The following is a 24,939-nucleotide window of genomic DNA, read 5'->3' on the forward strand; positions in this document are numbered from 1 at the left end:
CGACAATGGCAAGTACGTAGCCACGGAATTAACCGGATTTAGTAGCCAACCGGTTACCAGAGGGACCGCTTCACCGAAAAAATATCGGCCGCGCAAACGGTCAGCGAAGATAGTCGAACAGCGACAGCGCCGAGAGCTTGGAAAAGCTCGCCTGAGTCGCCGACAGGATCGTCATCGTCTTCTGCAACTCGACCACCGCCGTCGGAATATCGGTGTCCTCCAGCGCCGAGCGAGTCTCTTCGCGGTCCACGCCGGTATCCTTCAACCGCGCTGCCTCCAGATCGACCCGGGCAGCCCGCGCGCCGAGCGACGACTGGACCATCGACACCTGATCCGATGCCGCACTGATGTCTTTTAGCGAGGTATCGAGCGAGCCCGGCGTAAAATCGTCCGATTGCAGCGCGGTCGCGATGGCGGACAGCATCTCCAGCGTATTGGAGCCGCCCTGGATGCTACCGTCCGGCGCAGCCTTGCCGCCGACGGTGAAGATGCGTGCGGCGGTTTCGTTCGCCTGGATGGTCTGGCCGTCGCCGATCGGGATACCCGATACCGGCTTCCCCGCGAGCGCGTAGCTGCCATCGGTGGCGACCGCGGCTGCGCCATCGCCGCCGCCGAACAACGCCTGGCCACGGGCGTCCTTCGCGTTGGCGAGATTGGCCAGCGTCGCGACGATGCCGGCGAGCTGGACGCCGATCGCCTTGCGGTTGGCCGGGTTGAGCGTCCCGTTCAACGCCTGCGTCGTAAGCTCCGCCGCACTCTGCAACTGATCGCTGACCGCGGTCAGGCTGGTATCCGCCTGCGTCAGTACCGATGCGGCGGTACCGAGGTTCGCGGCATAAGCCTTGTCGTTTGCAGTATCGCGCGCGAGCCCGGCGAGCCGCTGATACGCGACGCTGTCCTGCGACGGCGCGGAGAACCGCTTGGTGCTCGCGATCTGCGTCTGGAGCGCATCCGCCTTGCCGGTAAGCGACGCCATCGTGCCCGCGGCACGATCGTAGAAGAGGCTGGTGGCGATCTGCATGAGCGTTACCGTAGATCGAGGATGGTCTGGAACGTGTCGCGCGCGGTCTGGATCACGCGGCTCGACGCCTGATAGGCCTGCTGGAAGCGCAGCAGGTCGACCGCCTCGCTATCGAGGTCGACGCCAGACGAGGATGCGAGCGACGCGACCGCGCCATCGCGGATCGCCCCTTGTGCATCGGCCACCGTCCTTCGCTGTTCGAGCGCGGCGGCGTTGCCGGCGATCAGCGTCGTGGTCCGCGTTTCGAAGCCGCCGCTGGTCCGGAGCGACTGCAAGGCGGCAAGGTTGGACGCATCGCGGACGCCACCAGTCGCGCCCGCCGCAGCGATCCCGCGCGGATCGGTCAGCGATACCGAGATGTCGGTGGGACTGGCGCCGGTCTCGAAGAGCGCAGCGCCGGGGTTACCGCTGAGATCGCGGCCTTGTGCCTGGACCACGTTGACCTGCGTCGTGAAGTCGCTGGCAATGCCGTTGAGCGACTCGCGCGCCGCAGCGATACGCTGCGCGCCCTCGGCCATTCCGGCGAGCGCGCCGCCGGTCGGCGACAACCCGGTCGCGACACCATCGCGCGTCACCGCGAACTGCACCGCGCCTTCGTCGTTACGCGCGAACGACGCCTGTCCGCTTTCGTTGCCGACGACGAACACCGTACCGGTCGTACCGCCGAGCCGCACGGTCGCTCGCCCAAGATCGTCGAACGCGGTATTGACGTCGGTCAGCGTACTCATCTGGTCGAGCAGCTGGTCGCGCTGGTCGGCAAGCTGCGCGGCGCTGGACGAACCAGGCTGCGTCCGCGCAAGCCCATCATTGACCTTGGCAAGCGCGGTGCCGAGAGAATTGAGCGACTGGACCGCCTGCGACGCGGACGAATCGAGTTCGGTCGCCGCAGTATCGAGCGCCTTGCCGGTTGCGGCAAAGGCCTGGGCGGCGGTCTTGGCCGCCTCGAGCATCGTCGCCCGAGCCGGTACCGAGGTCGGGTCCGCCGACAAGGTCTGCGCCGAACTGAAGAAACTGGTGAGCCGGTCGCCGAGCTTGTTGTCGCCGAGCGACGATTCGATCCGGCTCATCCAGGCAACGCTGGTCTCGGTCTTGCCGAGATCGGTGCCCGCCGAGCGAACCGCTTGCGATCGATATGCGTTGGCGCTGCGACCGACGCCGACGACGATCACGCCGCTCCCGGTCGCCGAGTTGCGCGCGTTGATCCCGCCATTGACCGATGAGATCTCGGCCAGCGTCGTCGTGCGCCGGGTATAGCCGACCGTTCCGGTGTTCGCGATGTTCTCAGACACCGTCGACAACGCGGTCTGGTAGGCGCGAACGCCCGAGGCGCCGATCGAGAGGAGATCGCTCATGGCGGCGAGTCTGTCGCGGTCGAGTTAAGATCGGATTGAGATTTGCTCAGAAAATCGGTCATCGCCTTGCCGATGCCGAGCGGCGTGTGCTCGGCCATCGACTTGGCGACCAGCCCGTCCTGCATGTCGGTGAAGGTATCGATCGCCTTCGAATCGAACAGCGGGTCAGCAAGTTTCGCCTGGCGCATGCTCTTCAGCATCATGCCGGTGAAGACCGCCTCGAACTGCTTGCCGGCCTTGTCGAGATTGTCCTTCGACTTGAGGCGGCTGGTGTCGGTCGAGATGCCGGTCGTCGGTGCGGCCGTCGGCGAGAGGGGTGCGTTGAGCGGGCTCACAGGACGATCAACTCGGCCTTGAGTGCGCCGGCTTCCTTCAGCGCCTCTAGGATCGCAACCAGATCGGCCGGCGATGCCCCGATCGCGTTTACCGCCTTGACGATGTCGGCAAGCTTGGGGCCGGGCGCGAGCAGGAACATCGGGCGACGCTCCTCCTCGACCGCGACGCGGCTGTTCGGGGTGATCGCGGTCTGACCCTGGCTGAACGGGGCTGGCTGGCTGACCTGTGGCTTCTCGTCGATCCGGACCGTCATCTTGCCGTGCGTGATCGCCGCAGGCCCTACCCGGACCGCCGAGTTGATGACCACGGTGCCGGTGCGCGCGTTGACGATCACCTTGGCGGAGGGCTCGGCGGAGACGACGTCGAGATTCTCGATCGTCGACATCAGCGTCGCGCGGATATCGGCACCGATCGGCGCGCGGACCGCGACGGAGACCGCGTCGATCGCCTGCGCGCTGCCGAAGCCCAATTTCGAGTTGATCGCACCGGCGACATTCTGCGCGGTCGTGAAATCGGCACGTGCGAGGTTGAAGGTGAGCATCGGTGCGCTGTCGAACCCGGTCGCGACCGCACGTTCGACCGTGGCACCCTCGGGGATGCGGCCGGTCGAGGGCACGTTGACGACGATCTTCGACCCGTCCGCACCTTCTGCACCAAGGCCGCCGACCGCGAGGTTGCCCTGCGCCATCGCGTAGATCTGGTTATCGGCGCCGAGCAGCGGGGTCATGATAAGGCTGCCGCCGCGGAGCGACTTGGCCTTACCCATCGACGCGACGGTGATGTCGAGCCGTTGGCCGGGCTTGGCGAACGGCGGCAGTTCGGCGGTGATCATCACGACTGCCGCGTTCTTCATGCCGGGGTTCGCGGACGGTGGCAGCTGGAGACCGAAGCGCGATGCGACCGCCTTCAACGACTGCACGGTGTATTCGAGATTGTCGTCGCCCGTGCCTGGCAGGCCGACGACGATGCCGTAGCCGGTCAGCTGGTTCGAACGGATACCCTGGAACCCGCCTAGGTCCTTGATCCGGTCGGCCGAGGCCGGCGCGGCGATCAGGAGCGATGCGAGGAGGGCGAGCAGGAAGCGCATGGTCACGGCCTTAGAAAGGGCTGACGACGGAGAAGAAGCGGCCGAGCCACCCCTGGCGGCCGGCGCGGGCGACGTCACCCTTGCCGGTGTACGAGATCTGCGCATCCGCGACCCGCGTCGACAGCACGCGGTTGTTCGCGTCGACGTCGGCGGTACGGACGAGGCCCTTGATCTTGAGGAACTCGTCGCCGCGGTTGAGCGTGACGCGCTTCTGCCCCTGCACCAGCATCGTGCCGTTGGGATAGACCTGCGCGACGGTGACGCTGACTTCGCCCGACAGCGAGTTCGCCTGGTCGGCGGCGCCGGTGCCGTTGAAATTGCGCCCGCCGCTGATGGTCGCATCGCTCTTGCTGAACAGGTTGAGCGCGCCGGTGGTCGGCGGCGTGATGCTCGCCCCGCCGTTGCTGTCGAGCTTCGAACCCGACGACTTCGACGCGGCGGTGCGTTCGACCAGCACGATCGTCAGCGGATCGCCGACCTTCCGCGCGCGCCAGCCCTCATAGAGGGCCGCGTAGCCGTCCTGGGCCTGGAAGATCGAGCCGGTCGCGACGACCGGCACTGGCTGGACCGGCAAGGGCCGCGCGACCGAAAAATCCTCGGGCGGTGCCTTCTTGCCGAACAAGTTGGCGTCCGCCGACGACGTGCCAAGTCCGGCGATGGCGAGCGTGCCGACGATCGCGGCGATAGGGGAGCGCATCACGATCACAGGTTCTGGTTGACGTATTTGAGCATGTCGTCGGTCGCCGAGATCATCTTCGAATTGACCTCGTACGCGCGCTGCGTCTCGATCATGTCAACGAGTTCCTCGACGACGTTGACGTTCGACGCCTCGAGCATGCCCTGCTTGATATTGCCGCGACCGTCCTGCCCGGCGACGCCGACATTGGCGGCGCCACTGGCGGCGGTCTCGACGAGATAGTTGTCGCCGGTCGCCTGGAGCCCTGCGCCGTTCGGGAAGTTCGCGACCTGGATCTGGCCGATCTGCGTCGCCTCGGTCTGGCCGGGAACGGTTGCGGACACAGTGCCGTCGGAGCCGACCGTGATCGCGGTCGTACCTTCGGGCACGGTGATGCCGGGCTGCACCTGATAGCCTTCGCTGGTGACCAGCAGGCCCTCGGCCGAGCGCGAGAAATTACCGGCGCGAGTATAGCCGAGCGTGCCGCCGGGCATCTGGACCTGGAAATAGCCGTCGCCGTCGAGCGCGAGATCGAGGCTGTTGCCGGTCGTCTGCATCGCACCCTGCGTGTCGATCCGCGCCGTACCCTGGAGCCGGACGCCGGTGCCGAGGTTGAGCCCGGTCGCGTATTTCGTGTCCGCGGTGCTCTGCGCGCCGGGGGTCGTTACGGTCTGGTAGGCAAGCGCCTCGAACGCCGCACGGTCCTTCTTGAAGCCCGTGGTGTTCACGTTGGCGAGGTTGTTCGAGATGACGCGCATGCGGGTATCCTGGGCGTCGAGCCCGGTACGCGCGATATGCATGGCTGCGGATGACATTCGTCGGTTCCTTCTAGCTCGGCAGGCGCATCACGGATGCGCCGCTTTCATCCATGTCCTTGGCGGACTTCAACATGTTGGCCTGGACTTCGTAACTGCGCTGGTTCTCGATCATGTCGACCAGCGCCTGCGTCATGTTGACGTTCGATCCCTCGATTGCCCCGCCCTGCACCTTCGCATCGAGATCCTCGGGCAGCGTCCCCCCGCCCTTGACCCGCAGCAGGTTGTCGAGCCCCTTGACGGTGTCCGACCCCTTGGTGTCGGCGAGCTTGAGTTTGTCGATGACCTGCGGGTTCTTCGCGTCGCCACCCTGCGGGATGATCGAGATCGTCCCATCGGCCGAGATCGACAGCGACTGGTAGGGCGGCAAGGTGATCGGCCCCCCCGAGCCGATCACCGGATGCCCGTCACCGGTCTGCAGCACGCCCGACGGCGCAACCTCCAGGTCGCCGCGGCGGGTATACGCCTCGGAGCCGTCAGACGCCTGCACCGCCAGCCACGCGGTGGTGCCGGTGATCGCGACGTCGAGCGGACGACCGGTCATCTGGATCGCGCCAGGTGCGCGGTCCGCGTCGGTGACTTCTTCCGAGGTCGGCGCTCGTGCCTCCAGCGCGGTGCCGTCGCCCTTCAGGTTCAGCCGGTCGAACACCACGCGATCGGCGCGAAAGCCGGTCGTCGACGCGTTCGCCATGTTGTTGGCGATCGCCGCCTGCGCCGCCATGTGCGCGCGCAGGCCCGTCGCCGCGGTGTAGACCAGCTTGTCCATTCAGGGTCCCCCGTCCGCTGTCGATTAGCTGCGGATGTTGAAGATGGTCTGCGAAATCTGGCTGGCGGTATCCAGAGCCTTCGAATTCGCCTGGAAATTGCGCTGCGCCGCGATCAGGCTGACCAGTTCCTCGGTGATGTCGACGTTCGAGCGCTCGATCGTCCCCGACATCAGGTTGCCGAAGCCGTTCGAGCCCGCCTCGCCGAGCTTTGCCGTGCCCGACACGCCGGTCGACGACCAATAGCTGTTGCCGAGCTGGCGCAGACCCTCGGGGTTCGAGAAATTGGCGAGCATCACCTGGCCGAGTGCCTGCGTGTCCCCGTTCGAGAAGCTCGCCTTGACGATGCCCTTCTCGTCGATCGTCACGCCCTGGATCTGGCCCACCGCCTTGCCGTCCTGCGTCCGCGAGTTGACCGCGAACGCGCTCGCCTTCTGCGTGGTCGCGTCGCCGAAGCTGAACGCGATCTGCTGCGGGGTGGCCGAACCGGCGGTGGTGAACTCGTCATACGCGATCGGTGCGGTTGGATCGGTCAGCTTGCCGGTCCCGTCGAACGTCATCTTCGATCCTGCAACGCCGCCCGACGTCAGTTCCTTGTCGCCGACGAAGCTGTGCACTTCCCACGTGCTCGGCGTGTTCGCATCGGTCGATACCGAGGTGCGCTTGAAGTAGTTGGTCAGCGTCATCGCGTTGCCCGACGCGTCGTAGACGGTGGTCTGCGCCGACTGGTTGTAGCTCGACGGATCGAAGCGATCGAAGGTGGCGGTCGTCGGGAGCTTCGAGCTCGCGTTGAGGTTGACGCCCAGCGTGACCGCCTTGGTCGGTGCCGCGGTGCCGCTCGTCTCGGGCAGCTGCAGGCTGATCGCGGACTGGAGCCCGGTGGCGACGACGCTGCCCGATCCGTCGACCGGATAGACCTGGAGGTGGCTGCCGTTCGAATCGACCACGAAGCGGTCGGCATCGACCAGGAAGCCACCGTTGCGCGTGAAGTTGACCTGCGACGAGCCGGTCTCGGGCTTCACTACGAAGAAGCCGTCACCCGACACCGCGAGGTCGAGCGCGTTCGACGACTGGATCAGATTGCCTTGCGCGAACTGCTGGCGGTTGCCCTTGACCATGACGCCCGAGCCGACCTGCTGCGACGGCGCGACCGATACGCTGGATGCGATCACGTCGGCGAAATCGGTGCGGCTCTTCTTGAAGCCGTTGGTCGAGACGTTCGCCAGATTGTGCGAGATCGTCGACATCTCGGTCTGCGATGCCTGGAGGCCGGAAAGCGAAGTGTAGAAGGACATGCGTTTAACTCCTTGAAATCGAGGGTGCGATCAGCCGATCTGGCGGACTGCGCTGACCGGCACTTCGCCGATCCCGGGAAGGGTGAGGATGGTGGAACCGGTGGTGATCGAAACCGACTGGACGGGCGCCCAGACCAGCCCGGTCGCGGCGACCGTGGTGCCGTTGTTCTGCGCGTTGATGCTGACGGTGAACGGGCCGCTGCCGGCATCCGCGCCGGCCGCGTCCTTGCCGTCCCAGTCGTAGCCGACGGTACCCTTGGCCTGCGGCCCGAGCGCCAGCGTCCGAAGCGCGGCGCCGTTCGCATCGCTGATCGTGACGTTGACGCCGCTCGCCGCCCCCGCCAGCTCGACCGAGCCCGCGATCCCGCCGCCGGTGCGACCATAAGCGGTATTGCCCTCGGTCAGGACGGTCTTGCCGACATAGCCCATCGCATCGCTCGCGCTGGTCGCGCCGAGCTTGTCGGAGATCGCCTTCATCGTCGTGTTCATCTCGGAGATGCCGGCGAGCGAAGAGAACTGCGCCATCTGCGCGACCATCTGGGTGTTGTCGACCGGGTTGAACGGGTCCTGGTTCTGCATCTGCGCGGTCATCAGCTTCAGGAAGTCGTTCTGATTAAGCGAGCCCGCTGCGGCGGCCGTCGTCGTCTTCGGCGCGGTTGCGGTGGACGAGCGGGTGATGCCGATATTGGACAGCGTTGTATCGAAGGAAGTTGCCATGATCAGCGGCCTAGCTTGAGGGTATCGATGATGAGCGACTTGGCCGTGTTCATCACTTCGATGTTGTTCTGGTAGCTGCGGGCGGTCTCCATCATGTCGACCATCTCGCGGGTTTCATCGACCGCCGCCTCGAAGATGTTGCCATCCTTGTCGGCCATCGGATTGTCGGGGTCGTAGCGCTTGGTCGGCGCTTCACCGGCGGTCACGACGCGCTCGACGTCGACCGTCGACATGCCGCTCGCCGCATCGAAGCTGGTGCGGAACACCGGCTTCATCGTCTTGTAGGCGGTCTCGGCAGAGCCAGTCGTACCGCCGGCATTGGCAAGGTTCGACGCCGTGGTGTTCATCCGGACGAGCTGCGCCGACATCGCGCGGCCGGCGACCTGGAAGATCGTCATGGGCTGGTTGGACACGTCTTATTCCCCCTTCAGCGCGCGGGTAATCTGGCCGATCCGCCCGTTCAGGAACGACAGCGTCGTCTGATACTGGACGGCATTCTCGGCGAACGCGGTCTGCTCCTGGCTCAGCTCGACGGTGTTGCCATCCATCGAGGTCTGCGTCGGGATGCGGAACTTGGTTGCGGCATTGGTGCCGCCGTCATTCTCGACCGACGCGAGCGCGGCCTGGAAATCGATGTCGCGCGCCTTGAAGCCGGGCGTCGAGGCGTTGGCGATGTTCGACGCCAGCACACCCATGCGCTGCGAGCGCACCTCAAGTGCCGCCCCATGAACCCCGAAAAGCGTGTCGCCTGACACAAGCCCGTCTCCTGGCGCAACCATTGCGCAACCGGACATAAGCAATGGCCGTGCCAGTTTTGGCGATCAGGGGGGGGGATGACGGTTTGCCGGGCGGCGGCAGGTAGGCGGCAAGGCGAACGGCAAGAGATTGCCGGTGTTGCAGGGGCGGGCGGCAAGGCGGTTGCCGGTTGCCGCGTTGGAGCGGCAAACCGAACGCTTGCCCCGCGCGGCGATGTTTCCCCGCGAAGGTGGGGACCCAGCCTAGGCTCCCGCCTTCGTGGGAGAACAAGGAAGCGGGCGCTGTCGCTCACCCACTTCCACCACCCCGGCGAAGGCCGGGGCCCAGTTGGAGAGGTGGCAATAACGATGGATGCGCCTAGTTAGCGACGTCCCCCAACTGGGCCCCGGCCTTCGCCGGGGTGGTGCTCATGGGAAGCGAACACGACCACGGCGCCCGCCCCACCCACCCCGTCATCCCGGACCTGTTCCAGGGTCCACCGCTCTGCACACTCGAGGCCACCGAGTATGCGGAACGGTGGATGCCGAAACGGGTCCGCCATGACGCCCGCCAATCTGGCCCGTCCCTTGCATCACCCCGCACACATGATCACGCTCGCACAACTGCTCGACCCCGCAGCGCTCGCCATCGTCGGTGGCGGCACCGCTGTCGCCGTCGTTCTTCGCACGCCCTTCCGCGACCTCGGCCGTGCGCTGGTTGCGATCACGACGCTTGGCCGCGGCCGGTTCGACGCCGATCCGCTGCTGCTCCAGATCACCGCGCTATCGCGGATCGCCAAGCGTCACGGGGTGATGGCGCTGGATCGTTCGGTTATCACCGACAATGACGTCGCCGCCGGCATCGCCGCGATCGTCGACGGCAGTTCCGCGACCGACGTCGCGACGTTGGTCCAGCATCGCCGTCGCGCCCGTATAGAGCGCCACGTCGCCGCCGCCGACGTCTGGGCCGGAGCTGCCGAGGTCGCCCCCGCAATGGGCATGGTCGGCACGCTGATCGGCCTCGCGCAGATGTTCGCGACGATGAGCGATCCCGGCGCGATCGGTGGCGCGATGGCGGTGGCGCTGCTCGCCACGCTGTACGGCGCGCTGTTCGCCAACCTGCTGTTCATGCCGATCGCCAACCGCCTGCGCGCGCAGGGGCGCAACGAGGCGTTCGAGCGCGCGCGTATCGAAGCGCCGCTCGTAGCGCTTGCCGAACGCGAGACGCCGCGCGGTTATATCGCGCCTGTTCTGGCCACCGTCGCGTGAACGCGAGCGAGTATCCCGATACGCCGAACGGCAAACCGCTCTGGCTGATCACGCTCGCCGACCTCGCGCTGTTGCTGGTCGGCTTCCTCGTGCTCCTGCAAGCCACGCAGCATATCGGCGGCAAGGATTTGGCGAAGGGTATCCGCGAAGGCTTCGGCGCCAACGATACCGAGCCGACGCCGATGCCCGTCGCCGCCGCCGGGATCCTCGATTTCGCGCCCGGCTCGGCGATCCTGCCGACCACGCCGGGCGCGCTCGTCGCCTGGGCGCGGGAAGCGGCGCGCGACCCTCGCGTCATGCTTACCGTCACCGGCTCCACCGACGGCACGGCCGCCGATATCGACCGCGTGACGGGCAGCGCCGCGATCCTCGCCGCCGACCGCGCGCGCACCGTTGCCGCTGCGCTGGCCGCGGTCGCGCCGTCCCGCGTCGCGATCGTCACCGCTACCAAGCCCGGCCGCCGCGCCGCCATCGTCTCCGTCGCCTTTGTCGGCGAACCCCCACGGGGTAACGTTCAAAGGACCGCTCAATGATAATCCCGTTCCTGCTCATGGCCGCGAGCTTCCAGGATACCGCCGCACTCGATCGCTCGGTCGCTGCGTTCACCGGTCGGCCGACGGGCGCCGAGGGTGGCGCACGCACGCCGATCGACGCGCGGTTGCGGCTCGCGACCTGCCCTACGGTGTCGCTGTCGTGGCGCTCCGAACAGCATGACGCGGTGGTCGTATCCTGCGCGGGACCGGCTTGGCGGATCTTCGTACAGGTGGTCCGCCCGGCCAATGCGCCCGCCGCGGTCGCCGCCTCGTTCGCGCCAGCCGTGAAGGTCGCGCCAGTCATCAAGCGCGGCGATCCGATCGTGATCGAGGCGGGGACCGAAGGGTTCTCGATCAGCCGAGAAGGCGTCGCGATGGGCGACGCCGCCCCCGGCGGCCGCTTCATGGTCAAGGTCGACGACACCCGCACGCCGGTCCAGGCGATCGCCGTCGACGCGGGTCGCGCCACCCTTCCCGGGTGGTCCAACTAAAATTCAGGCAACAGATTAATTTTACTAAAGGTTTTCTACGTGCGGTCGTTCCTCCTGATGTCATCGCAAACCAGAGGATGCGGACATGGTGGACTCGATCGGTGCAAAGCCGTCAGTAGCAGGAGATCGCTCCGTCGCGCGCATTGCTGCCACGACGCCGGCAACCCCCGTTCAGACAAATGCGGTTCAGACGCCGGTACAGCAGCCGGCGCAGCAGGCTACCGTCCTGTCGGAATCGATCGCGCTCGCCAAGACGATGGCATCGTCGCCACCGATCAACGCGACGCGCGTCGCCGAGATCAAGAAGGCGATCGCCAGCGGTACCTTCCCCATCCTTCCCGCAACCATCGCCGACCGGCTGATGGCGCTCAGTCTCGCCTGGAATTCCAATGAAACGGCGTGATGCCCTGATCCGCGTGATCGACGCGCTGCACGCCGAGATCGCCGCGTTGAAGTCGAACGACGTCGCCAGCCTGGAGCGCGCGACCGCGGACAAGCTCGCCGGGATCGAACAGGTCGCGTTGCTGGGCACCGGGCCTGCGGGCACCGAGATCCGCGAGCTGGCCGACGAGGCGAACCGGCTCAACGAAACCTGCCGGATCTACACCAACTTGATGGCGGCAAATGTTCGCCGCCGCCTGCAAACCCTGACCGGCGACGGTGCCGTTGCCGGGTATCGGCCGGGTCTGCGCGCCGCGTACGCGTAAGTAGCGCGCTTACCCTTCCCCACTCCGTCATCCTGACGAAAGTCAGGACCCAGAGCCACGGCGGGCGGCCCTCCGCCATCCTGGATCCTGACTTTCGTCAGGATGACGGTAGTATGAGCAGCGCACACCAAAACTGGCACGGCCCTTGCTGAGCATCCCCTGAACCAGGGGCACCGCACACGGGCATGACCGTCAATCCTATCACTACCGGCCGGATCCAGTCCGCGATCGCGCTTGCGAGCAGCAAGACGGGCGTGGATTTCGACTATCTGCTGGGCCAGGCGAAGCTCGAGAGCGGGCTCAACGCCAACGCCAAGGCCGGCACGTCGAGCGCCTCCGGCCTCTATCAGTTTATCGAACAGAGCTGGCTCTCCGTCGTCAAGAAGCATGGCGCAGAGCACGGCATGGCGTGGGCCGCGAACAGCATCGGCCAGTCGTCGAGCGGCCGCCTCTCGGTCGGCGATGCCGGCACCAAAGCGGCGATCCTTGCACTGCGCAACGATCCCAATGCCGCGTCGCTGATGGCCGCCGAATATGCGTCGGACAACAAGGCGTCGCTCGAAGGCACGCTGAACCGCCCGGCCTCGGGCACCGACCTGTATATGGCGCACTTCATGGGTCTCGGCGGCGCGACCAAGTTCCTCAAGACGATGCAGGCCAACCCGCAAGCCAGCGGCGCCGCGCTATTCCCCGCCGCGGCACGCGCGAACCACAACGTCTTCTACGATTCGAATAACCAGCCGCGCACGTTGTCGGCGATCTACGACCGGTTCGCCGACAAGCTCGGCGGTGCCGCCGCCGGGGCAAGCGCGACCGCGACACCCGCCAACTATGCTGCGCAGGCGCTCGACATGAACGGCAGCACGGTCATCACCGGCAGCAACGAAAGCGCGGACGACGCGCTCGCCTGGGCAACCACCGCGATGGGCAGGTTCGCCGGCAAGACGACGCAGGCCGCCGCGAGCATCCTACGTCCGACACCGGATACTGCGCGGCTCGCGTACATGATGCTCGCACGGTTGGGCGGCTAAGCCATGAACCGCATTCTCTCCAACGCGAGGGCGTCCGTCCTGCCGCTCGCGATCCTGCTGCTCGTGCTCGTCATGGTCGTGCCGATCCCGGCGTTCATGCTCGACATCTTCTTCGTGGCGAACATCGCGATCAGCCTCGCGGTGCTGATGGTCGCGCTCAACGCGCAGAAGCCGCTCGATTTCTCCGCCTTCCCGACCGTCCTCCTGTTCGCGACCCTCTTCCGCCTCGGCCTCAACGTCGCCTCGACCCGCATCGTGCTGGTCCACGGCCACGAGGGCGAGAGCGCGGCGGGTCATGTGATCGAGGCGTTCGGCACGTTCCTGATCGGCGGCGATTACGTCGTCGGCATCTTCGTCTTCGCGATCCTGATGATCATCAACATGATCGTCGTCACCAAGGGCGCCGGCCGCGTCTCCGAAGTCAGCGCGCGCTTCACGCTCGACGCGTTGCCCGGCAAGCAGATGGCGATCGACGCCGACCTCAACGCCGGCCTCATCACCCCCGACGAAGCGAAAGCACGCCGCGTCGAAGTCTCCACCGAAGCCGATTTCTACGGCTCGATGGACGGCTCGTCGAAGTTCGTGAAGGGCGATGCGGTCGCGGCAATGCTGATCCTCGCCGCCAACATCATCGGCGGCCTAATCCTCGGCCCCGTCAGCCACGGCATGACGATCGCGGATGCGGCGCACAATTACATCCTGCTCGCGATTGGCGACGCGCTGGTCGCGCAGCTGCCGAGCCTGATGCTCTCGATCGCCGCCGCCTCGATCGTCACGCGCGTCACGTCGGACAAGGATCTCGCCGGCCAGATCGGTGGCCAGTTCGGGTCGCCCCGCACCTGGACACCGGTCGCGGTGATCCTCGCGCTGCTCGGTATCCTGCCCGGCATGCCGCACATGGTCATCCTGCCGGCTGCGGCGATTGCCGGGTTCGCCGCGTGGAAGCTGCGCCAGATCGAGCGCCGCCCTGCCCCCGTCGTGGTTGTCCCCGTCGAGACGATCGACCAGTCGAAGATCGGCTGGGAGGAAGTCACCGACGGCATGCAGGTCAATCTCGACATCGGCTACGGCCTGGTGCCGCTCGCCGACGAGCGGCGCGGGTCGCCGCTGATGGGGCGGATCACCGGTGTCCGCCGCCAGCTGTCGAAGGAACTGGGCTTCGTCGTGCCGCAGGTCCGCGTCCGCGACGACATCAACCTCGCGCCGTACGTCTACCGCATCCTCGTCAACGGCGTCGTCGTCGGCGAGGACACCGTGTCGCCTGACGAGATGCTCGCGCTCGACACGGGGCAAGCGTTCGGCGACCTGTTCGGCAAGAAGGTCAAGGACCCGACCTTCGGGCTCGACGCGACCTGGGTCGATGCGGGCGATGCCGATGCCGCGACCGGTGCGGGCTATCTCGTGGTCGATCCCGGCACGGTGATGGCCACGCATCTCAATCACCTGCTTGGCCAGAACGCGGCCGAGCTGCTCGGCCAGGACGAGGTGCAGGCGCTGCTCGACGGCCTCAAGGAGCGCGCCGCGCAGCTGGTCGCAGCCCTCGCGCCGCTGCCGATCACGACGCTGACGCAGGTGCTGAAAGGCCTGCTCGCGGAGAACGTGCCGCTCAAGGAATTCCGCCGCATCGCCGGCGCGATCGCGGTCGCGGCGCAGCGCACGCAGGACGCCGAGGAGATCATCGAGACGATCCGTCCCGAGCTCGGCGCGCTCATCATCCAGAAACTGTGCGGCGTACGCGAACCGCTGCGCGTCATGACGTTGGAGGGTCAATTGGAAGGTCTGCTCGGCCAGGCGATGCGCGCCGATCAATCGCGCCGCCACGTCATCGAACCCGATCTCGGCCGCCGCATCGTCGAGGCGCTGCAACGCGCCGCCGAACCGCTGATCGCCGAGGCGAAACCGTTCGCGCTGGTCGTCCAGCCGACCATCCGCATCGCCATCCGCAAGCTCGTGCGGACGTGCCTGCCCGATACGCCGGTGATGTCGTTCTTCGAAGTGCCCGAGGAGAAGGCGGTCGAAGTCGTCGCCGTCATCGGCGCTTCCCAACAGGCGCTCGCAGCATGAGCGCCCTCCCGATGCGCGGCGCCTTCGCCGATGCCCAACCGCTGACCTACCGCCCGCACCAACGCCCCGGCGGCGACGCGGACCAGCTCGTCAAACAGCACCTCCCACTCGTCCGCCGGATAGCCTGGCACGTCCACGGCAGCATGAGCAGCAGCGTCGAGGTCGAGGATTTGATCCAGGTCGGGCTCGTCGCACTGGTCGAAGCCGCCGCGAATTTCGACGAGCGCGGCATGCCGTTCAAGACCTATCTGATCACGCGCCTGCGCGGCAGCATGATCGACGAACTCCGCCGCCAGGCGACGTCGACGCGCGGCGCGATGCGTCGCCGCCGCCAGTACGCAGACGCCATCTCGACGCTAACCGCCCGGACGGGCAAGGCTCCCGGAGAAGACATGATCGCAGAGCATATCGGCGTGACGATCGAGAAACTCCGCACCGACTACGTCACTGCCGACGCGATCCGCTTCGACTCGATCGACGAGATGTATGCCGACGACCTCCCCTGGTTCGCCGACGACACGCCCGACGCGTTCGAGCAGCTCGCGGACAGCGACATGCGCGAGGCCTTGATCGCCGCGATCACCGCCTTGCCGGAACGCGAAGCGCAGGTGATCCAGCTCTATTACGTCGAGGAACTCAACCTCGAGGAGATCGGCGAAGTCTTCGGCGTCGGCTCGGCGCGCGTGTGCCAGATCAAGGCGTCCGCCCACGCGAAGCTGAAGAAGGCGCTCGCCCGCACGGTATAGAGTGACTGACGGGCAACGCTGCCCCTTCAAGCGCTCCAACCGCCGTCGATATTATACGCCGCGCCGGTGATGAACCCCGCTTCGTCCGACGCGAGATAGGCGACCAGCCCGGCCACCTCGTCGGGCGTGCCGTGCCGGCGGATGGCCAGCGGCGCCCTGTTCGCCTCCGCATTGGGACCGTCGGCAGGGTTGCGTTCCGTGTCGACCGGTCCCGGCTGCACCAGGTTCGCGGTGATACCGCGTGGTCCGAGATCGCGTGCGAGACCCCGGGTCATTCCCGCGAGCGCGGATTTGCTAGCGGCATAGAGCGTCGCGCCCGCGCCGGGCGCGCGATCGGCGACGATGCTGCCGATCGTTATGATGCGTCCGCCGGTGGTCATTGCCGCCGCCACCCGCTGCGCGGCAATGAACGGCGCACGGACGTTGACCGCGAACACCCGGTCGAACGCGTCGTCGGCATAGCTTGCGAGACTGCCGTTTTCCGACATGCCGGCGACGTTCACCAGGATATCCACCGTGCCGAAGTGGGCGATCACCGTGTCGATCGCAGCGCGCAACGCGGCGGCGTCGCTCACATCGGCCTGAACTGCGAGGACCGCGCGTCCACCGTCCTCGATCCCGCGAACGAACTGTCGCGCATCGTCCGCACGCGATCGATAGATCACCGCCAGCGATGCGCCATCGGCCGCCAGCCGGCGCGTGATCGCAGCGCCGATGCCGCGCGTGCCGCCGATCACCAGCGCGATCTTGCCGAGCAATGCCGTCATGAAGCGTCCCCCTTATCGGCGTGTGTCGCGGTGCCGTATCTGCAGTCGCGAGCGTCGGCGGATCGCCAGCCCCCGCCCTGCATACCCACCGACCACGCCGTATCCGCCCATGATAGCGCGTTCCGGCGATCGACCACAAACACGTAAAAACCCCGGCAGCTTTCGCCACCGGGGTTTTCTCCGCCCCCCGCTTCTGGGAAGCAAGGCGGGTCCGATCGGCACCGACACCCTTGGGGGGGCGGTGCCGGTGCCGGTCCGGATTACTGAAGCAGCTTCAGGACGCTCTGCTGGCTCTGGTTCGCCTGGCTGAGCATCGCGGTCGATGCCTGGCTCAGGATCTGCGCCTTGGCGAGTGCCGTCGTTTCCGCCGAGAAGTCGGTGTCTTCGATACGGCTCTTGGCGTCCGACAGGTTGGTCACGTTGGTCGTCAGGTTATTGACCACCGATTGGATACGGTTCTGAGTTGCACCCAGCCCAGCGCGTACCGAGTTTACCTTATCGAGAAGATTATCGACATTGGTGAGAGTGGTTGCTCCGGCGTTCGTCGCGGAGGTATCGGCGGCAGTCTGCGCAGCGCTTACCGTGAGATTGGCTGCAGCGAGCAGAGCTTGCGAACCAGCCTTAATTGCAGCATCGTTACTTGCCGGATCGCCGTTTATCGCCAACCCTGCGTTGTCGACCGCAGTTTGCTCTGCTGACGTATCGGTCTGACCCTTTGCCTTTGCGATGGCGAGCGCGGTTTGCTTATCGTTAAGCGTCTGGACATTTGCATCATTCGTCGTCTGCGCCGTCACCTGTCCGGCTTTCGCGGTGGACAGTGCGTTCGTCGTTGCGACGGTGCCCGTAACATTAAGTCCCGTGCTGTTTAGTTTGCTACCGTCAATCGAGTCGATCTTGAGCGCAACGGTATCGCCAGCGTTTGCGCCGACCTGGATCGTCAGGCTTTTGCTATTCGCGGCTACACCGGTCTTGTCGAACAGCTTGACGCCGTTGAACTCAGTCTTGTCGAGAACGTCGTTGATCTGGCCGGTCAACGCCGTGATTTCAGTCTGAATATTTGCACGATCATCGCTACCATACGTTCCGCTTTTGGCCTGCACGGTCAGTTCGCGGACACGCTGCAACATGTTAGTAACTTCGCCGAGCGAGCCATCCGCAGTCTGCGCCAGCGCGATGCCGTCATTGGCGTTGCGGATGCCTTGGTTCATGCCACGAACCTGCGACGCCATCGAGGTCGCGATTGCCATCCCCGCAGCGTCGTCCTTTGCTGAATTGATGCGCTTACCAGTCGAAAGGCGCTCCATCGCTGTCGACAGCGCCATCGAAGCACCCGCCGAGGCATTGGCGGAGCGAAGAGCTGAGATGTTGGTACCGATGACAGTCATGTCGAAATCTCCGTAAAGTGTCAGACGATCCGCGCCGCCCCCTTGGCGAAGTCCCGTGCCGTCGAGATGAGTAACGGCCGCCCGCCGCGGAGATTTAGGGAAAAAATTCGGTCTCGCGCGCGGGCTGGCACGCAAAGGCGAGCGCTTCCGCGCGCGCGAACGTGCCCGGTATATGTCCACGTGTGCCCGCGTGGACGCGCCCGGAAATAATCTGCCGGTGCCGGCAGCGTTTAACCACGAATTTACCAATAGTGGTGCATTCCCCGATTCGTTCAGGGGGCCCTTTTCATGCGTTCAATTTTTCCATCAGCTGCCGTCACTTCGCGGAAATACGCGCTCGTCTCGTCGCTGCGTGCGCAGGGGTTCGGCGTTGGCTCGTTCGAGACCGCGCAGCCGGGACCGACCGACCTGCTGCTGGTCGCGGACGGCGAGGGCATCACCGCCCCTGCCCGCACCGTCGTGATTGGGTGCGAAGGTCGTGAAGTGACCCCGTCACGCAGTGGTTCGCCGGCGCGGATCAGCTTTGCCGCAGAGGACACCGCAGTCGGCAACGGCTTTGCGCGCGCGCTGATCGGCGGGCCGGAAATGCCGACCGCCGCCGACCCCGAATCCCTCGCGCTGCTCGCCCTCGCGGAGCGCGTTGCCGCCGCCGACATCACCGTGCTGATCAACGGCCCGACCGGCACCGGCAAGGAAGTGCTCGCCCGCGCCATCCACAACGGTTCGGCGCGCAAAGACAAGCCGTTCATCGCGATCAACTGCGCCGCGCTCCCCGAATCGATGCTCGAGGCGCTGCTGTTCGGTCACCAGAAGGGCGCATTCACCGGCGCGTCGAGCGGCGGCGACGGGTTCTTCCGCGCAGCCAATGGCGGCACGATCCTGCTGGACGAGATCGCCGAGATGCCGCTCCAGTTGCAGGCCAAGTTGCTCCGCGTGTTGCAGGAGCGCGAGGTCGTGCCGCTCGGCGCGTCGGTGCCGCAGCCGATCGACGTCCGCGTCATCGCCTGCGCCAACCGCGATCTCCATGCCGAAGTCGCCGCCGGCCGGTTCCGCGCCGATCTCTATTACCGCCTCGCCGTGTTCCCGCTGGCGACCAAGTCGCTGGCCGAGCGCCCGCAGGACATTCCCGCGCTCGCCGCGACGCTGATCCTGCGTCATGCCGGCAACCGCAACGTCATTCCCTGGCCGAGCCATGCGGCGATCGAACAGCTGATGCTGCACGATTGGCCGGGCAACGTCCGCGAGCTGGAGAACGTGATCCAGCGCGCGCTGCTGTTCTGCGGTGGCGATACGATCGAGGCGGACCACATCGTGTTCGACCGTCCGGTGACGATGACGTTTCAGCGCACGGCTTCGGTGACGCCGATCACGCCCAACGCAACGCCTGCGGAGGCAGAGACGCCCCCCGGAACCTTGGGCAACATCGTCCAGATGAGCGAATTCGCGGCCATCCGCGAGACGCTCAAGGCGTGCAACGGCAGCCGGATCGAGACCGCCAAGCGGCTCGGCATCTCCGAACGCACGCTGCGCTATCGCCTCGCCAAGGCGCGCGAGCAGGGTGACGACATCGGCAGCGCACAGAATTGGGCAGCCTCGGCATGAGCGGCGTCTCAGGAATCGGCGGCGGCGCGATGAGCGTCGACCGCGTCATGGCGCTGCGCTCGCAGATCCTCGAACGCAACCAGGCGCTCTCGCGCGCTGGGGCCGCCGGGAACGTCGCGCCGACCGAGACGGTCAAGCCCACGAGCTTCGCCGATTCGATGGAAACCGCGCTGAAGAGCGTCAACGACGGCCAGACCCAGGCCGCCAAGCTCAGCGAAAGCTATGAGCGCGGCGAGACGGTCGACATCGCGAAAGTGATGCTCGCCCGCCAGCAGGCGTCGGTCGGTTTCGAGGCGACGTTGCAGGTCCGCAACAAGCTGCTGTCCGCCTACAAGGATATCATGAGCATGCCGGTCTGATATGAGCACCGCACTCATCCCCACCTCCGGCGCGACCGAACGGTTCGCCAATCCCCTCCAGCAGATCAAGGGCGCGTTCGCGCAGCCGGCCGTGCGCCGCTCGCTGCCGATGGCGCTGATGGTTGGTCTGATCGCCGCCGCCGCGCTTGCGTGGATGAGCCTGTCGACGCCGACGCAGAAGACGCTGTTCAGCGGCCTGCCCGATGCCGACAAGGCCGCAGTCACCTCCGCGCTGACCACCGCCAACATCAAGAGCCATATCGACGAGGGCACCGGCGCGCTGACCGTCGGCGAGGAGGATTACAGCCGCGCGAAGATGCTGCTCGCGGGCCAGGGCCTGCCCAAGGCGGCGCCCGGCGGGTACGCGATCCTCGACCAGTTGCCGATGGGCGTCTCGCGCGCGGTCGAAGGCGAACGCCTCCGCCAGGCCCGCGAGTCCGAGATGGCGAAGTCGATCGAGGAGATCGACGCGGTCGCCGAGGCGCGCGTGCATCTCGCGATGCCCGAAGCCTCCGTGTTCGTCCGCGACAACGCCTCGCCCTCGGCCTCGGTCATCCTGAAGTTGCAGGGCGGCCGTTCGCTGAGCGACGCGCAGGTCAGCTCGATCATCAACCTCGTCGCCTCGTCGGTGCCGGGGATGAAGCCCGAGGCGGTGACGATCGTCGACCAGATGGGCGCGCTGCTCACCAAGGCCGGCGGCAAGGATGGCGCGGGTGCGGCCAGCGACGCGAGGATCGATATCCAGCGTCGCGTCGAGGACAAGTATCGCACGCAGCTGATCGCGCTGCTGACGCCGCTGGTCGGCGCAGGCAATTTCACCGCAGAGGTGCAGGCCGACGTCAATCTCGACGAGAGTCAGGCGACGCGCGAAAGCTATGAAAAGCAGGGCGTGCTGCGCGCCGAGACGGGCAACTGGACCGGCAACCAGAAGGACGGCGCGGGCGCTGCTCCGGGCGGTATTCCGGGTGCGCTGAGCAACACGCCGCCCGCCGCGAGCACCTTGTCGGCACCACAGGCCGCAACGGGCAATCCGGGTGCCGCGCAGCCGGTCGCCGGTGGTCCCGCGCCGGATGCCATGAAACAGTCCGACCAGTATCAGCGCGCCTATGATCTTGGCCGCGAAGTGTCGGTGACGCGCGCCACGCCGGGCGGGGTCAAGCGTCTCTCGGTCGCCGTGCTCCTGCGCGATCCCGACAAGGGCCGCCGCACCGCGATGGAGATCAACCAGATCAGCGATCTCGTGAAGAGCGCGGTCGGCTTCGACCAGGCGCGCAACGACAACGTGACGGTGATCAGCCGCAAGTTCGCCGGCGCCGATGCGACCGCGACGAGCGGCCCGGCCTGGTACGACAATGCGTGGCTGCCGGTGCTCGCGCGCAACGGCACCGCGATCGTCATCGCGCTGCTGGTGCTGCTGCTCGGTGTCCGCCCGATCGCCAAGGCGCTGATGAAGAAGCGCGAGGACGCGACCACGCGTCCCGCCTTCGGCCAGCCGATCGGCGAGCTCGACGGCGAAGGTGCGCCCGCCGGGATCGGTGTCACCGCCCCCGTCAGCCTCGACCAGCTCGAGAACACGCGTGGCTATGACGACCGGATCGGCGCGGTCCGCGGCTTTACGCGCGACAATCCGACGCGCGCCGCGCTCGCCGTGCGCGACATGATCAAGGCGGACGCGAAGTGAGCGACGTCGCCATCCGAACCTACACCGGCGTCGAACGCGCCGCAGTGCTGATGATGCTCGTCGGCGAGGAGGAGGCCGCGGCCATCCTCCAGAAGCTGGAGCCGGAGGAAGTTCGCCAGCTCGGCGCGGCGATGTTCAAGGTCGCCGATGTATCGGAGCAGGAAGTCGAGGACGTGCTCGACGATTTCGTCGACCGCGCACGTGAGCGGACCGCGATCGGTTTCGACCCGCGGCCCAAGATCGAGGCGGTGATGAACCGCGCGCTCGGTCGCGAAAAGGCCGAGAGCGTGCTTGCGCGGATCACGCCGGCCGAGGCCGCATGCGAACTCGAGTTGCTCGACTGGCTCGACGCGCCGGAGATCGCGGCGATGATCGAGAAGGAGCACCCGCAGATCGCCGCGGTGCTTATCGCCAATCTGGATGCGTCGATCGGCGGCCAGGTGCTCGAACTGCTGCCCGACGCGGTCCAGCCCGATATCCTCCACCGCATCGCGCGGCTTGGGCCGATCACGCCCGAGGCGGTCGATACGCTGCGCACGTTGCTCGCCAACCGCACCAGCACGTCGTCGGCCGGTGCCGGCGTGACGCTTGGCGGCACGCGCGAGGCGGCCAAGATCCTGTCGGGTGCGCGCAAGGCTACCGAGCAGCGGGTGATGCCGAAGCTGTTCAAGATCGACCGCGACGTCGCCAAGGCGATCGAGGAGGCGATGTTCGTCTTCGACAACCTGCTTGAACTCGACGACAAGAACCTGGGGACGCTGATCCGCAACGTCGACAGCGAGATCCTGACCAAGTCGCTCAAGGGCGTCGACGAGACGATCCGCAACCGCTTCCTCGGCTGCATGTCGGCGCGCGCCGCCGATGGCATCCGCGACGAAATGGAAGCGCGCGGGCCGATGAAGCTCGCCGAGGTGCTCGAAGCGCAGAAGGCGATGATCGCGATCGCGCGCGGCCTCGCGAAGGACGGCACGATCCAGATGGGCGGGGGCGAGGACGATTATGTCTAACGGGTTCACCGCGGGTTTCGCGTCTCGCCACACGACGACGGCCAACATTCTGGCGAGCGCGTTCGCGCCACCCTCGGGGTTCGCCGCCGCGGATATTCGCGAGCGTGTGACGGCGCGACCGGCGAACAATTTCGGTTCGCCGTTCACCTCGCAGTCCGTAGCCGAGCCGAGTGCGCCGAAGCATTTCAGCCCGGCCGACAAGGACGTGAACCCGACCGCCGGCTGGGATCCGCTCGATCCGGTGAGCGAGTCCTCGTTCATCGATCCGCTCGCCGACGCGCATGCCGCCGGGTACGCGGAGGGGCTCGCCGCTGCGGCCGCGGCCACGCAGGAGACCGCCGCACGTAACGGCGCGATGCTCGGCGACCTTGCGGCGGCGATCGGCGGCGATCGAATCGATCGTGAACGCGTCGCAGCCCAGCTTCGCCAGACGGTGTTGTTCCTCGTCTCGAAGCTGGTCGGCGAAGTCGGCATCGCGCCCGACGTGCTGGCGGGCCGGATCGAGACCGCCGCCGAGCTTCTGTCCGATTCCGCCGAGTCTGCTCTGCTCCGCGTTCATCCGGACGATGTATCGCTGCTCGAAGGCCGCCTGCCCAAAACGATCTTCGCAGCGGGCGATCCGGGCGTCGCGCGCGGCAGCTTCGTGCTCGAAAGCGCATCGACGATCGTCGAGGATGGCCCCGAACTTTGGCTCGATCAACTCGCGCAGGCGATCGACCGCGTGCCGGTGCCCAAATGCTGAACCGCTTTACCGCCGACTATCTCGAAACGCTCTCCAACGCCGATTTCGTCGCCAAGCCAAAGGTCTCGGGCCGCCTCGCCTCGTTCGATGGGCTCCTCATGGAAGCGGTCGGCCTCACGCTGCCCGTCGGTACCGTCTGCCAGGTGGGCGAAGGTGGGGCGAGCGTCGAGGCGGAAGTCATCGGTTTCCGCAACGGCCGCACGTTGATGATGAACCTCGGCGGCGCCGCCGCCCTCCTCCCGCGCGCACCGGTCAAGCCGATCGGCGCGCCGGGGGAAGCCGAAGTCGGGGCGGCCATGCTCGGTCGCGTCGTCGATGGCGCCGGCAAGCCGATCGACGGTCTCGGCCCGATCCGCGGCGCCGGGCGCTGGCCGCTTGCGGGGAAACTTCAGTCGCCGCTCGATCGTGGCCGCGTGCTCGAACCGCTCGACGTCGGCGTGCGCGCGATCAACGGCCTGCTGACGATCGGCCAGGGCCAGCGCGTCGGCATCATGGCGGGCTCGGGCGTCGGCAAGTCGGTGCTGCTCGGCATGATCGTCCGCGCCGCCCAGGCCGACGTGATCGTGATCGGCCTGATCGGCGAGCGTAGCCGCGAAGTCGCCGACTTTCTCGAGACCAAGGTTGCTGGGGAAGCGCGCAAGCGGTCGGTGGTCGTCGCCGTCCCCGCCAACCATTCACCCGTCCTCCGCATCCGCGGCGCGCTGCGGGCGCACGCGATCGCCGAATCCTTCCGCGACGAGGGTAAGAAGGTCCTGCTCATCATGGATTCGCTGACCCGCGTCGCGCATGCCGGTCGTGAGATCGGTCTCGCGCTCGGTGAGCCCGCATCGGCGCGCGGCTATCCGCCCTCCGCCATCGCGATGCTGCCGAACCTGATCGAGCGCGCGGGTGTCGATGTTCACACCGGCGGCTCGATCACCGCGATCTACACGGTGCTGGCGGACGGCGACGACGGCAACGATCCGGTGGTCGATTCGGCGCGCTCGATCCTCGACGGCCACATCGTCCTCAATCGGCACCTCGCCGAACGCGGCGTGTATCCGGCGATCGACATCGGCCCCTCGGTCAGCCGCGTCATGACCGATATCGTCGACGCCCCGCACGCCAAGGCGGCACGAACGCTCCGCCGCCACCTCGCCACCTACGAGGAAAACCGCGATCTCGTCCTGATGGGTGCGTATCGCCACGGCGCCGATCCCGCGATCGACGCGGCGATCGCCTGCCACCCGGCAGTCATGGAATATATCCGCCAGGACGCCGACGAGAACGTTTCGCTGAACGACGCGGTCGCCGAGCTGACCGGCGTGTTCGGCGGCTGAGATGACGCGTGGCAAGACCCTCGCGCGTATCCACCGCGTCCGCACACTCCAGCTCGGCCTGACCCGCGCAGACGAAGCGCGCGCGCACGACAAGTTCGCCAGCGAACAGACGTTGTCGGGCCGTATCGCGTTGCTCGCCGAAGCGGTCGCGCCGGTCCACGAGACGCGCGCCGCCGTTTCACTGGGCGCGTCGGCACATTACCGCGAGCGGCTGCACCAGTCCGCCACCGCCGCGGTCGAACGAGTCCGCGCCGCCGAGCACCATGTCGAACGCGCCGCCGAAGCGACGCGCGCCGCCAAGCGCGACCAAAGCGCTGTCGAGAAGCTTCTCGCGCGCGCAGACGCCGATGCGGTGCTCAAGGCGATCCGCGCGATGGAGGAATCACCAGTGTTCCGAAAGGTTCGGCACGATCCTTGCTGAGTAGTGGCCAGACGCCCG

The 24,939-nt window shown here is 66.7% G+C and carries 28 protein-coding genes; 15 read left to right on the top strand and 13 right to left on the bottom strand.

The features are described 5' to 3' along the window. Window positions 1-100 precede the first annotated feature (100 nt). Genes O6W96_RS09365 through O6W96_RS09415 form a run of 11 tightly spaced genes read right to left on the bottom strand, consistent with a single transcriptional unit; the run spans window position 101 to window position 8,758 of the window. A complete protein-coding gene (locus tag O6W96_RS09365; RefSeq protein WP_353469268.1) occupies window positions 101-1,021 on the bottom strand; it encodes a flagellin in 921 nt (306 codons plus the stop codon). Window positions 1,022-1,026: 5 nt separating this feature from the next. After that, entirely contained in the window at window positions 1,027-2,373 is a 1,347-nt protein-coding gene (gene flgK, locus O6W96_RS09370; RefSeq protein WP_353469269.1) for a flagellar hook-associated protein FlgK, read from the bottom strand. After that, complete coding sequence (locus O6W96_RS09375) at window positions 2,370-2,708, bottom strand: rod-binding protein (RefSeq protein WP_353469270.1); 339 nt, start codon at window positions 2,706-2,708, stop codon at window positions 2,370-2,372. The genes flgK and O6W96_RS09375 overlap by 4 nt, the downstream gene beginning before the upstream one ends. After that, window positions 2,705-3,796: a flagellar basal body P-ring protein FlgI gene (locus O6W96_RS09380; protein ID WP_353469271.1), complete on the bottom strand. Its 1,092-nt coding sequence runs from the start codon at window positions 3,794-3,796 to the stop codon at window positions 2,705-2,707. Before O6W96_RS09380 ends, O6W96_RS09375 begins: the two co-directional genes overlap by 4 nt. Before the next feature lie 10 nt (window positions 3,797-3,806). After that, window positions 3,807-4,493 carry a flagellar basal body L-ring protein FlgH gene (locus O6W96_RS09385; RefSeq protein WP_353469397.1) on the bottom strand — a complete coding sequence of 229 codons (687 nt, stop codon included), beginning with the start codon at window positions 4,491-4,493 and terminating at the stop codon, window positions 3,807-3,809. A 5-nt stretch (window positions 4,494-4,498) separates the two neighbouring features. Continuing rightward, window positions 4,499-5,287: a flagellar basal-body rod protein FlgG gene (gene flgG, locus O6W96_RS09390; RefSeq protein WP_353469272.1), complete on the bottom strand. Its 789-nt coding sequence runs from the start codon at window positions 5,285-5,287 to the stop codon at window positions 4,499-4,501. A 13-nt stretch (window positions 5,288-5,300) separates the two neighbouring features. Beyond that, window positions 5,301-6,053, bottom strand: coding sequence for a flagellar basal-body rod protein FlgF (gene flgF / locus O6W96_RS09395; RefSeq protein WP_353469273.1), 753 nt, complete (start codon window positions 6,051-6,053; stop codon window positions 5,301-5,303). A 24-nt stretch (window positions 6,054-6,077) separates the two neighbouring features. Then, window positions 6,078-7,346, bottom strand: a complete 1,269-nt coding sequence (locus tag O6W96_RS09400; protein ID WP_353469274.1) for a flagellar hook protein FlgE — start codon at window positions 7,344-7,346, stop codon at window positions 6,078-6,080. 30 nt (window positions 7,347-7,376) lie between these two features. Then, on the bottom strand, window positions 7,377-8,063 hold the full coding sequence (locus tag O6W96_RS09405; RefSeq protein WP_353469275.1) for a flagellar hook assembly protein FlgD: 687 nt from the start codon (window positions 8,061-8,063) through the stop codon (window positions 7,377-7,379). 2 nt (window positions 8,064-8,065) lie between these two features. After that, window positions 8,066-8,461: a flagellar basal body rod protein FlgC gene (gene flgC / locus O6W96_RS09410; RefSeq protein ID WP_107952494.1), complete on the bottom strand. Its 396-nt coding sequence runs from the start codon at window positions 8,459-8,461 to the stop codon at window positions 8,066-8,068. A gap of 18 nt (window positions 8,462-8,479) precedes the next feature. Further along, window positions 8,480-8,758 carry a flagellar basal body rod protein FlgB gene (locus tag O6W96_RS09415; protein WP_435372210.1) on the bottom strand — a complete coding sequence of 93 codons (279 nt, stop codon included), beginning with the start codon at window positions 8,756-8,758 and terminating at the stop codon, window positions 8,480-8,482. 645 nt (window positions 8,759-9,403) lie between these two features. Between O6W96_RS09415 and O6W96_RS09420 the strand changes: the two genes are divergently transcribed. The 8 genes from O6W96_RS09420 (at window position 9,404) to O6W96_RS09455 (ending at window position 15,638) form a co-directional block, all read left to right on the top strand. Next, a complete protein-coding gene (locus tag O6W96_RS09420) occupies window positions 9,404-10,066 on the top strand; it encodes a motility protein A (RefSeq protein WP_353469277.1) in 663 nt (220 codons plus the stop codon). After that, a complete protein-coding gene (locus O6W96_RS09425) occupies window positions 10,063-10,599 on the top strand; it encodes a hypothetical protein (RefSeq protein ID WP_353469278.1) in 537 nt (178 codons plus the stop codon). Before O6W96_RS09420 ends, O6W96_RS09425 begins: the two co-directional genes overlap by 4 nt. Beyond that, a complete protein-coding gene (locus O6W96_RS09430; protein WP_056485093.1) occupies window positions 10,596-11,090 on the top strand; it encodes a flagella basal body P-ring formation protein FlgA in 495 nt (164 codons plus the stop codon). The genes O6W96_RS09425 and O6W96_RS09430 overlap by 4 nt, the downstream gene beginning before the upstream one ends. An 85-nt stretch (window positions 11,091-11,175) precedes the next feature. Then, window positions 11,176-11,493 carry a flagellar biosynthesis anti-sigma factor FlgM gene (flgM, locus tag O6W96_RS09435; RefSeq protein WP_056485095.1) on the top strand — a complete coding sequence of 106 codons (318 nt, stop codon included), beginning with the start codon at window positions 11,176-11,178 and terminating at the stop codon, window positions 11,491-11,493. Then, window positions 11,480-11,797 carry a hypothetical protein gene (locus O6W96_RS09440; protein ID WP_055881695.1) on the top strand — a complete coding sequence of 106 codons (318 nt, stop codon included), beginning with the start codon at window positions 11,480-11,482 and terminating at the stop codon, window positions 11,795-11,797. The genes flgM and O6W96_RS09440 overlap by 14 nt, the downstream gene beginning before the upstream one ends. 185 nt (window positions 11,798-11,982) lie before the next feature. Continuing rightward, window positions 11,983-12,828, top strand: a complete 846-nt coding sequence (locus tag O6W96_RS09445; protein WP_353469279.1) for a lytic transglycosylase domain-containing protein — start codon at window positions 11,983-11,985, stop codon at window positions 12,826-12,828. Between the two features lie 3 nt (window positions 12,829-12,831). Further along, window positions 12,832-14,892 (top strand): flagellar biosynthesis protein FlhA, encoded by a 2,061-nt coding sequence (gene flhA, locus O6W96_RS09450; protein WP_121885746.1) that lies wholly within the window; start codon window positions 12,832-12,834, stop codon window positions 14,890-14,892. Continuing rightward, window positions 14,889-15,638, top strand: coding sequence for a FliA/WhiG family RNA polymerase sigma factor (locus O6W96_RS09455; RefSeq protein ID WP_353469280.1), 750 nt, complete (start codon window positions 14,889-14,891; stop codon window positions 15,636-15,638). The genes flhA and O6W96_RS09455 overlap by 4 nt, the downstream gene beginning before the upstream one ends. Window positions 15,639-15,664: 26 nt before the next feature. Here the strand turns inward: O6W96_RS09455 and O6W96_RS09460 are convergent, their stop codons facing one another. Together O6W96_RS09460 and O6W96_RS09465 are read right to left on the bottom strand one after the other, a co-directional pair. Continuing rightward, on the bottom strand, window positions 15,665-16,405 hold the full coding sequence (locus O6W96_RS09460; RefSeq protein ID WP_353469281.1) for an SDR family NAD(P)-dependent oxidoreductase: 741 nt from the start codon (window positions 16,403-16,405) through the stop codon (window positions 15,665-15,667). Between the two features lie 260 nt (window positions 16,406-16,665). Then, window positions 16,666-17,790: a flagellin gene (locus O6W96_RS09465; protein WP_353469282.1), complete on the bottom strand. Its 1,125-nt coding sequence runs from the start codon at window positions 17,788-17,790 to the stop codon at window positions 16,666-16,668. A 288-nt stretch (window positions 17,791-18,078) separates the two neighbouring features. On the opposite strand from O6W96_RS09465, the gene O6W96_RS09470 reads away from it, so the two are divergent. From O6W96_RS09470 to O6W96_RS09500, 7 genes are read left to right on the top strand one after another with little or no spacing between them, the layout of a single operon-like run. Next, window positions 18,079-19,392: a sigma-54 interaction domain-containing protein gene (locus tag O6W96_RS09470; protein ID WP_353469283.1), complete on the top strand. Its 1,314-nt coding sequence runs from the start codon at window positions 18,079-18,081 to the stop codon at window positions 19,390-19,392. Beyond that, window positions 19,389-19,751 (top strand): flagellar hook-basal body complex protein FliE, encoded by a 363-nt coding sequence (gene fliE, locus O6W96_RS09475; protein ID WP_120299622.1) that lies wholly within the window; start codon window positions 19,389-19,391, stop codon window positions 19,749-19,751. Before O6W96_RS09470 ends, fliE begins: the two co-directional genes overlap by 4 nt. A gap of 1 nt (window position 19,752) precedes the next feature. Beyond that, on the top strand, window positions 19,753-21,432 hold the full coding sequence (fliF, locus tag O6W96_RS09480) for a flagellar basal-body MS-ring/collar protein FliF (protein WP_353469284.1): 1,680 nt from the start codon (window positions 19,753-19,755) through the stop codon (window positions 21,430-21,432). Next, window positions 21,429-22,439, top strand: coding sequence for a flagellar motor switch protein FliG (gene fliG / locus O6W96_RS09485; protein WP_435372201.1), 1,011 nt, complete (start codon window positions 21,429-21,431; stop codon window positions 22,437-22,439). Before fliF ends, fliG begins: the two co-directional genes overlap by 4 nt. Then, window positions 22,432-23,181, top strand: a complete 750-nt coding sequence (locus O6W96_RS09490; RefSeq protein WP_353469285.1) for a FliH/SctL family protein — start codon at window positions 22,432-22,434, stop codon at window positions 23,179-23,181. Before fliG ends, O6W96_RS09490 begins: the two co-directional genes overlap by 8 nt. After that, window positions 23,175-24,500 (top strand): FliI/YscN family ATPase, encoded by a 1,326-nt coding sequence (locus O6W96_RS09495; RefSeq protein ID WP_353469286.1) that lies wholly within the window; start codon window positions 23,175-23,177, stop codon window positions 24,498-24,500. Before O6W96_RS09490 ends, O6W96_RS09495 begins: the two co-directional genes overlap by 7 nt. Window position 24,501: 1 nt before the next feature. Continuing rightward, window positions 24,502-24,921, top strand: a complete 420-nt coding sequence (locus tag O6W96_RS09500) for a hypothetical protein (RefSeq protein ID WP_353469287.1) — start codon at window positions 24,502-24,504, stop codon at window positions 24,919-24,921. Window positions 24,922-24,939 lie beyond the last annotated feature (18 nt).

It is taken from the genome of Sphingomonas faeni (assembly GCF_040407495.1).
Classification (GTDB): Bacteria; Pseudomonadota; Alphaproteobacteria; order Sphingomonadales; family Sphingomonadaceae; genus Sphingomonas; species Sphingomonas faeni_D.

Excerpts from the sequence above, each read along its gene's own strand:
- O6W96_RS09420 (WP_353469277.1), top strand. The coding sequence starts at position 9,404 with ATGATCACGCTCGCACAACTGCTCGACCCCGCAGCGCTCGCCATCGTC.
- O6W96_RS09490 (WP_353469285.1), top strand. The coding sequence starts at position 22,432 with ATGTCTAACGGGTTCACCGCGGGTTTCGCGTCTCGCCACACGACGACG.
- O6W96_RS09400 (WP_353469274.1), bottom strand. The coding sequence starts at position 7,346 with ATGTCCTTCTACACTTCGCTTTCCGGCCTCCAGGCATCGCAGACCGAG.
- O6W96_RS09415 (WP_435372210.1), bottom strand. The coding sequence starts at position 8,758 with ATGGGTGTGCTGGCGTCGAACATCGCCAACGCCTCGACGCCCGGCTTC.
- flgM (WP_056485095.1), top strand. The coding sequence starts at position 11,176 with ATGGTGGACTCGATCGGTGCAAAGCCGTCAGTAGCAGGAGATCGCTCC.
- O6W96_RS09385 (WP_353469397.1), bottom strand. The coding sequence starts at position 4,493 with ATGCGCTCCCCTATCGCCGCGATCGTCGGCACGCTCGCCATCGCCGGA.
- O6W96_RS09455 (WP_353469280.1), top strand. The coding sequence starts at position 14,889 with ATGAGCGCCCTCCCGATGCGCGGCGCCTTCGCCGATGCCCAACCGCTG.
- flhA (WP_121885746.1), top strand. The coding sequence starts at position 12,832 with ATGAACCGCATTCTCTCCAACGCGAGGGCGTCCGTCCTGCCGCTCGCG.
- flgF (WP_353469273.1), bottom strand. The coding sequence starts at position 6,053 with ATGGACAAGCTGGTCTACACCGCGGCGACGGGCCTGCGCGCGCACATG.
- O6W96_RS09500 (WP_353469287.1), top strand. The coding sequence starts at position 24,502 with ATGACGCGTGGCAAGACCCTCGCGCGTATCCACCGCGTCCGCACACTC.
- flgG (WP_353469272.1), bottom strand. The coding sequence starts at position 5,287 with ATGTCATCCGCAGCCATGCATATCGCGCGTACCGGGCTCGACGCCCAG.
- O6W96_RS09460 (WP_353469281.1), bottom strand. The coding sequence starts at position 16,405 with ATGACGGCATTGCTCGGCAAGATCGCGCTGGTGATCGGCGGCACGCGC.
- O6W96_RS09380 (WP_353469271.1), bottom strand. The coding sequence starts at position 3,796 with ATGCGCTTCCTGCTCGCCCTCCTCGCATCGCTCCTGATCGCCGCGCCG.
- fliE (WP_120299622.1), top strand. The coding sequence starts at position 19,389 with ATGAGCGGCGTCTCAGGAATCGGCGGCGGCGCGATGAGCGTCGACCGC.
- flgK (WP_353469269.1), bottom strand. The coding sequence starts at position 2,373 with ATGAGCGATCTCCTCTCGATCGGCGCCTCGGGCGTTCGCGCCTACCAG.
- flgC (WP_107952494.1), bottom strand. The coding sequence starts at position 8,461 with ATGACGATCTTCCAGGTCGCCGGCCGCGCGATGTCGGCGCAGCTCGTC.
- fliF (WP_353469284.1), top strand. The coding sequence starts at position 19,753 with ATGAGCACCGCACTCATCCCCACCTCCGGCGCGACCGAACGGTTCGCC.
- O6W96_RS09465 (WP_353469282.1), bottom strand. The coding sequence starts at position 17,790 with ATGACTGTCATCGGTACCAACATCTCAGCTCTTCGCTCCGCCAATGCC.
- O6W96_RS09470 (WP_353469283.1), top strand. The coding sequence starts at position 18,079 with ATGCGTTCAATTTTTCCATCAGCTGCCGTCACTTCGCGGAAATACGCG.
- O6W96_RS09405 (WP_353469275.1), bottom strand. The coding sequence starts at position 8,063 with ATGGCAACTTCCTTCGATACAACGCTGTCCAATATCGGCATCACCCGC.
- O6W96_RS09365 (WP_353469268.1), bottom strand. The coding sequence starts at position 1,021 with ATGCAGATCGCCACCAGCCTCTTCTACGATCGTGCCGCGGGCACGATG.
- O6W96_RS09495 (WP_353469286.1), top strand. The coding sequence starts at position 23,175 with ATGCTGAACCGCTTTACCGCCGACTATCTCGAAACGCTCTCCAACGCC.
- O6W96_RS09440 (WP_055881695.1), top strand. The coding sequence starts at position 11,480 with ATGAAACGGCGTGATGCCCTGATCCGCGTGATCGACGCGCTGCACGCC.
- O6W96_RS09430 (WP_056485093.1), top strand. The coding sequence starts at position 10,596 with ATGATAATCCCGTTCCTGCTCATGGCCGCGAGCTTCCAGGATACCGCC.
- O6W96_RS09445 (WP_353469279.1), top strand. The coding sequence starts at position 11,983 with ATGACCGTCAATCCTATCACTACCGGCCGGATCCAGTCCGCGATCGCG.